We start from the raw sequence: 6,840 nt of genomic DNA on the forward strand, positions 1-6,840 counted from the left end.
TTTCGAGGGCGGCATCAGTGTCGATGCCGGCGCGTTGCGGCGACAGCAGGCCGAGATCCGCCGAGTAGGGCGACAGCGTCAGCCGCCGCTCCAAGCCGCCGCCGCTGACGCTGACCGTGTTGGCTTCTTCAGCCAGGTCGAAGCTGAAGACGGCACCCGGGGCCAGTGCCCGCGTCTCCAGGACGTGCCCGTTCCCCGACATGGAGAGGGTCGCTGGTCCATCGCCGGCAACGCGCCCGCTGACGCGGCGCGGCGGTGCCAGACCGACCGGCAGCAGCATCTCCTGCGATACCATCCCGGCCGGCGAACCCGGCAGCGGCATGAAGCGTCGGGACTGAATGTCATTTTCGCTTTTCGCCTGCCAGCCGGGCGGCACCGAAACCACAAAGCGCCAGTTGCCCGGCTTGCGGATCACGGCCTTTCTGCTTTTCACCGACATGGGAAAATTGGCAAAGCCGGCATTGTTGGTGCGCGCGGATGCGGCGAGCTTGCCGGCTTCGTCATACAGCCGCACCATGATCCCGGCCATCGGCCGGTCTCCGGCGCCGTATTTGCCGTCGCGATCGACATCGAAATAGACGAAGGATGAGTAATTGAGCATACCCCCGCCGGCGTTCCATTCGGTACGGACGGCATAGTCGGCAGCCGGATTGGTCTGCCGCCGTCCCTTGCGGCGGCTGCGCTTCCGCCACAGCAGCCAGGACATGACAGCAGCCGCAAGCACCACAATGGCAGCGGCCAGTATCTCGACAGCGCCCAAGTCAGGCATGGAGCCTCGATTCACAAATCTCGTGGGGGGTTGCGTTCACGGGCGATCCGGCTGCGTTGGAGTACTTTGCCGACAGGGTTATTGCATGTCGGCCAAAAGCGAACCCGGATTGGGACAGCAACTTGCATCAAGACAAAGGACTTTAAGCGCGTTGCAGGGACCCGTTCAAGCGCGACGCAATGAAAGCAGTCGCCTACTTCAATTCCACCCACACCGGCGCATGGTCGCTGGCGCCGTCCTCGCCGCGCACGTCGCGGTCGATGCCGGCGGCGGTCAGGCGGCGTGCCAGTTTCTTCGACAGCAGGATGTGATCGAGCCGGAGGCCGGCATCGCGCGGCCAGCGGTTGCGGCGATAGTCCCAGAATGTGTAAAGCGTTTCCTTCGGATGCTTCTTGCGCAGGGCATCAAGCCAACCCTGGTCGAGCAGGCGCTGGAACGACGCCCGGCTTTCCGGCTGCACCAGCGCGTTGTCGTCATAGGAGCGGGTGGCGTAGATATCGCGCGGCTCGGGCACGATGTTGTAGTCGCCGGCCAGCACCACCGGCAGGCCGGTGTCGAGCAACTGTTCGGCATGCACCTCCAGCCGCGCGTGCCAGGCGAGCTTGTAGGCGAATTTCGGACCGGGCTGAGGATTGCCGTTCGGCGCATAGAGACAAGCGACGATGATGCCGTTCACCGCCGCCTCGATATAACGGCTCTGCCTGTCGGCATCATCGCCGGGCAAGGCATCGCGGGTCAGCACTGGCTCGGCGCCCCGTGCCAGGATGGCAACACCGTTCCACGTCGGCTCGCCCTTCCACACCGCGCCATAGCCGGCCGCCGCCAATGCCGAGCGTGGAAACTGCATGTCGCGCGCCTTCAGCTCCTGCAGGCAGGCGACATCGGGCTTTGCCACAGCCAGCCATCCCAGCAGGTTTTCAAGCCGGCTGTTGATGTTGTTGATGTTGAAGGAGGCGATCTTCATCGCTTCAGGAAGCGATCCGACCCGACCACGCCTTGACCGTCTCGGCCAGCATCTTCAGATGGTCGGCCGCCGAAAATCCCGAGATGCTCTTGCGAGGCTTGAGATCGTGGTCGCCGTCCTCCAGCCAGATGACCTCGATGCGATCGGAAAGGTCATAAGTCGCAACCTCGTCCCTGGTGCCGAACTCGTCGCGGGTACCTTGGAAGATCAGCGTCGGCGTCTTCAGATCGGCAAGGTGTTTGGTGCGCAATTGCTCGGGCTTGGCCGGCGGATGGAAGGGATAGCCGAGGCAGACCAGCCCTGAAATCTCGCCCTTGGCAAACATCTCGTCGGCGACCATGGAGGCGACGCGCCCGCCCATCGACTTGCCGCCGATGATCAGCGGTCCCGTCACGCCCTTTGCCCTGAGGTCGGCTGTCGCCTTGATATATTCCGGATTTACCGTCTCGGCCCGCGGCGGCGGTTTGCGGTGGCCGTAGCGGCGGGCAGCCATGTAGTGGAATTCAAAGCGCGCGACCTGTAAGCCGGCCGCGGCCAGCGCCTTGGCGGTGGCGGTCATCGAAGGCGAATCCATCGACGCGCCCGCACCATGGGCAAGCAGGATGGTGGTGGGCGCGGTGTCGGGACCGTCGAAGAGGAAGTGGGTCATGCTGTGATGTCCGGCGCGACGGCGACGCTGCTGATCTCCCCCCTCGTGGGGGAGATGCCTGGCAGGGCAGAGGGGGGCGTGAAGGAATGCCAGCCTTCGGTCATGCTTGCGTGCGGGAACACGCGCCAAAATTGGCCGATCTGTTGGCGGGACAGCGCCCCCCTCTGTCCTGCCGGACATCTCCCCCGCAAGGGGGGAGATTGGCTGTCATGGCGGCCTTTGCCAATCATGCTCACCCCGCCGTCCGCGCCAGCTGCAGATCCACGAACTGCACGCCCTTGGCTGCAACCCGCGCCCATTCCGAATCCGCGTCGAGTTCGAGATAGCGCACCCACAGCTGCCGCGCCTCTAGCAGATTGCCCGCGTCGAACTCCAACCTCGCAAGGTTGAACACCGGATCGGCATAGGTCTTGTCGAGCGCGATCGCCTTCTGCAGGTGCCTTCGCGCCGAGGCTTCGCGACCTTGCTCGCTCATCAGTCCGGCCAGGTTGAACCACGCCTCGACGAAGGCCGGGTCGAGTTTTATCGCATTGATATAGTCATGCGCGGCGTCCACCGCGTGGCCGCCGGCGCGCAGGCAGTTGGCGCGGTTGAAGGCGGCAATCGCATCGCTCGGATCGATGGCGAGACAGCGCTGGTAGAGCGCGGCGGCCCCATCATGGTCGCCCTGCTCCTCCGCCGCTTCCGCCTCGGCGAACAGCTCCTCCAGCGTGTCGTCACCCTCTGCCCCGGCTGTTCCGAGATCGAACAGCAACTGCCCATCGAGTTCGCTCTGGCCGCCTTCGAGATAGATCGCGTCGGCGCGCCCATGCTGCGAGCCGACATTGAGCGACTTGGCGGTCAGCGACGCCACCGGGCCGGAGCGGTGGACGGAGCGCGCGATCGCCGCCCATGTCGCGCCGCCGGCGATGAGCCCGGCATATTTGCGCGCCAGGATCAGGTCGCGGAAGGAATAAGGTTCTGTGTCATGCTCGAACGCATCGAACAGCGACAAAAAATCGAGGTCGGAGCCTGATAGCCGCGACTGATCGATCAGCGATTGCCGCGACAGCGAAGACGCCTCCGGTGTCTTCATCAGTCCGAGAAGGCGCAGGAATCCGTTCTCGCTGATCAGCGTTCGACCGGCCGCGCGCTCGGCGGCGACACTGCGCTCGATCCCGGCATCGCCGTTTTTGACGAGGCCTGCCCTGGCGAGAAGTGTCCGGCCGAAGACGACATGCGTGGTGCGCCTGGTGATACCGCGCCGCAGCTGGCCGTGCTGGCGTTCCACTTCCCGCGCAGCCAGCCTGAGCGGAAAAGCCGCCAGCGCGCCTATCGTGCCGAAAACAGCGCCGGTCGGTGCCGTCATTTCTTGCTCTTGCCGACCGCCTTCAGCAGATTGGCCTTCAACGGATTTTCAGCAGCACCACCCGCTGCCGCCTTCTTCGCGGCGGGCTTGGCAACCTCGTCGGCCTTGCTTTTCGATTTGGCCGGCGGCTTCGATTGCGACAGGCTGGCCTTCAGCGCATCCATCAGGTTGATGACATTGCCGCGCTCGGGTGCCGCCGCGATGATCGGCTTGTGGCCTTTCAGCTTCTCGCGGATCATCGTCATGAGTGCCGCCTCGTAGCGGTCCTCATAATTCTTCGGATCGAAGGTGGTTTCCTTCTGCTTGATCAGCGCCTCGGCGAGCTGCAGCATTTCGGGGTCGGGCTTGCCAGCCGGGATGTTGCCGAAATATTCAGCCGTGCCGCGTACTTCGTTCGGGTTCCTCAATGTACACACGAACATACCGTTCTCGCGCGCGCCGATCGTCACCACGCGCTCGCGGCTGGACAGCACCAGGCGGGCGATCGCCAGCTTGCCGGATTTGCGCATCGCTTCGCGCAGCACGGCAAAGGTCTCTTCCGCCATCGCACCGTCGGGCGCCATGTAGTAGGGCGCGTCCTGATAGATGACATCGACCTCGTCCTCGTCGACGAAGGCCTCGATGTTCATCGTGTGATTGGATTCGATGCGCACCGCATCGAGATCGGCATCATCGATGATGATGTACTGCTTGTCCTCGTATTCGTAGCCCTTGACCAGATCAGCACGCTCGACGAGCCCCAATTCGGGGTCGACCGGTTTCATGTTGATGCGGTTATGGGTCTTCTTGTGCAACTGGTTGAAGCTGATGCGCTCGCTGGCGCTGGTGGCGGGATATAGCCGCACCGGACAGCTCACGAGGCTGAGTTTGAGGTAACCTTTCCAACTTGCCCTGGGCGCCATGAAACACTCCTACGCGGCCATGCACTGACATTTGCTGCAGCGCTTTTCGTCCGAAGGACGATTGGCGCCGAGGAAATCCTACACCGACCCCACACGATACAGGCAAATCCCTGACGAAATCTTCCGGTACGTCTTTGAGGTCGTGGCGGAGAGAATAATTCAAATTGTCGGAAGCGTCGATGGACTTGGAATTGAGACGCTGGCGGGACTGCGCCCTCATCTCGCGACTACTTCCTCGTTCCCTCGAACACCGGCAAATCCCGCGCGAACTCGTCGATCTCCGCCCACGGATCGCCCGACGTCGCCAGCAGCCCCGGCAGGGAGGAATAGTTCAGATACTGCGGCGCATCGATGGATTCCAGATCGCTCCAGCTCACCGGCGTCGAGGCCGGCAGATTGGTGCGGGCGCGCAAGGAATAAGGGGCTGCGGAGGTGTGGCCGCGCGCATTGCGATGATAATCGATGAAGATGCGCTTCTTGCGGTTGTCCTTGCCCATGGTGGTGGTGAAGGTGTCCGGCGCCGTTGTCGCCAGATGCGTGGCGATGGCGCTGGTCGCCTGGTGCAGTTTCTTCCAGTTCTGCTTGCCCGTCACCGGCACGGTGATGTGGATGCCGCTGCCGCCGGAGGTCTTGGCGAACGGCACCAGCCCCAGGCGCTCCAATTCGCCCTTGATGTGCACGGCGGCCTCGACCACCTCGCGCCATGAAATCCCCTCGCCCGGATCGAGGTCGAGGACGATCTGGTCGGGTCTGTCGAGGCTGGTGCGGTGGGTGCCCCAGGTATGGAACTCGACGACGCCGAACTGCGCCAGCGCCAGATATCCTTTCGCGCCTTCGATCGAGAGATAGGATTTGGTCTCGCCCTCCGAATTTGTCGCCTCGAATGTCACCACCGAGGGCGGCATACCGGTGAAGGCGTGGCGCTGGAAGAAGCAATCCTTCGGCAGGCCGGTCGGGCAGCGCACCAGCGACACCGGCCGGCCGAGGATGTGCGGCAGCATGAAATCGCCGACCAGCGCATAATAGACGGCGATGTCGAGCTTGGTCGGGCCGGTCTTGCCGAACAGCCGGCGCGTCGGGTTGGTCACCCAGATGGTGGCAAGGTCGGCCTCGGCGATCAGCCGCTTGCGTTTGGACGAGACCGGCGTCGACAGGCCGACATCTCTCAAACCGCGGAAGACGCCGTGGCGCAGTGCGTTGTCCGATGTGCGGTTGGCGTAATGGATGCGCGCCGACAGCAGCGGGCGCACCCAGTTCATCTCGCGCATGATTTCGCGCGGGACGCCCTCGGGCGCGGTGGCGCCTTCCCGCAGCGGCTCCAGCCTGGCGAGCAGCTCACCGGCGGTGGCGGCATCGAAACCAGTGCCGACCTTGCCGCGATAATGCAATTCACCATCCTCAAACTCTGCCATGCCGAGCGCCGCCAGCCCTTCGGCCGCATCGGAGATGGTGAAGCCTGCGACGACGAAGTCGTCCGACAGCAACGCCTTGGTCTTGGTCCAGCTTTTGCTTCGGCCGCTCTGATAGATGGCCGTGGCGCGCTTGGAGACGACACCCTCCAGCCCCAGTTCCGACGCCTGGTCGTAGAGCCCCTGCCCCGAGCCCTCGACATGGTCGGAGAACTGGATGGCGGAATTGGCACCGAGGCCCGACAGCATCTGCGCCAGCAGCGCCTTGCGCCGGACCAGCGGCGCCTTGGTCAGGTCCCAGCCGTCGAGATGGAGAAGATCGAAGGCGTAGAAATGGAGCTTGCTGCCGGCGCCCTGCGCCAGCGCATCCTGCAGCAGCGCGAAGCGGCTGATGCCCTTGGCATCGAGCACCACGATCTCGCCGTCGACGATGGCGTCGCGGCACGGCAGTTTGGCGAACGCATGCGGCAGGTCGCCATAGCGCTTCGTCCAGTCGATGCCGCCACGGGTGATCAGCTTGACCGCGCCCTCAGTAAGATGCGCCATGGTGCGGTAGCCGTCGAATTTGATTTCGTGCAGCCAGACTTCCCTTGTGTCCCCGCCATCCGGTGGTTTTGGCACCTGCGTCGCCAGTTGCGGCTCGATACGAGCAAGCATGGGGGCCTTGAACGCACCCGGCAGCGTGCCGGGCTTCAGCGATCCCTGTCTGGGCGCGGGTTTGGCGGCTGGCTTCGCCGGCGCCGCCAACTCCTCGATGCGCAATCCGGATTTGACGCTTTCCGGCCGGGCCGTGAGGATG

General features: G+C 64.0%; 6 protein-coding genes. All 6 read right to left on the reverse strand.

Annotated features, from left to right (window positions below):
• Positions 1–769 (reverse strand): SdrD B-like domain-containing protein (locus tag EN984_RS16925; protein WP_348630230.1); only part of this gene is annotated, 769 nt, incomplete at its 3' end.
• A gap of 193 nt (positions 770–962) precedes the next feature.
• Positions 963–1,733, reverse strand: a complete 771-nt coding sequence (locus EN984_RS16930) for an exodeoxyribonuclease III (RefSeq protein WP_127269168.1) — start codon at positions 1,731–1,733, stop codon at positions 963–965.
• Between the two features lie 4 nt (positions 1,734–1,737).
• Positions 1,738–2,382 carry an alpha/beta fold hydrolase gene (locus EN984_RS16935; protein WP_127269167.1) on the reverse strand — a complete coding sequence of 215 codons (645 nt, stop codon included), beginning with the start codon at positions 2,380–2,382 and terminating at the stop codon, positions 1,738–1,740.
• Positions 2,383–2,614: 232 nt separating this feature from the next.
• Positions 2,615–3,730, reverse strand: coding sequence for a tetratricopeptide repeat protein (locus tag EN984_RS16940; protein ID WP_127269166.1), 1,116 nt, complete (start codon positions 3,728–3,730; stop codon positions 2,615–2,617).
• Positions 3,727–4,632 carry a Ku protein gene (locus EN984_RS16945; RefSeq protein WP_024501732.1) on the reverse strand — a complete coding sequence of 302 codons (906 nt, stop codon included), beginning with the start codon at positions 4,630–4,632 and terminating at the stop codon, positions 3,727–3,729. Before EN984_RS16945 ends, EN984_RS16940 begins: the two co-directional genes overlap by 4 nt.
• Before the next feature lie 227 nt (positions 4,633–4,859).
• The coding region (ligD, locus tag EN984_RS16950) for a DNA ligase D (RefSeq protein ID WP_127383839.1) at positions 4,860–6,840 on the reverse strand (1,981 nt) is incomplete at its 5' end.

The sequence above is a fragment of the Mesorhizobium sp. M7A.F.Ca.CA.004.12.1.1 genome (assembly GCF_003997835.1).
Taxonomy (GTDB): domain Bacteria; phylum Pseudomonadota; class Alphaproteobacteria; order Rhizobiales; family Rhizobiaceae; genus Mesorhizobium.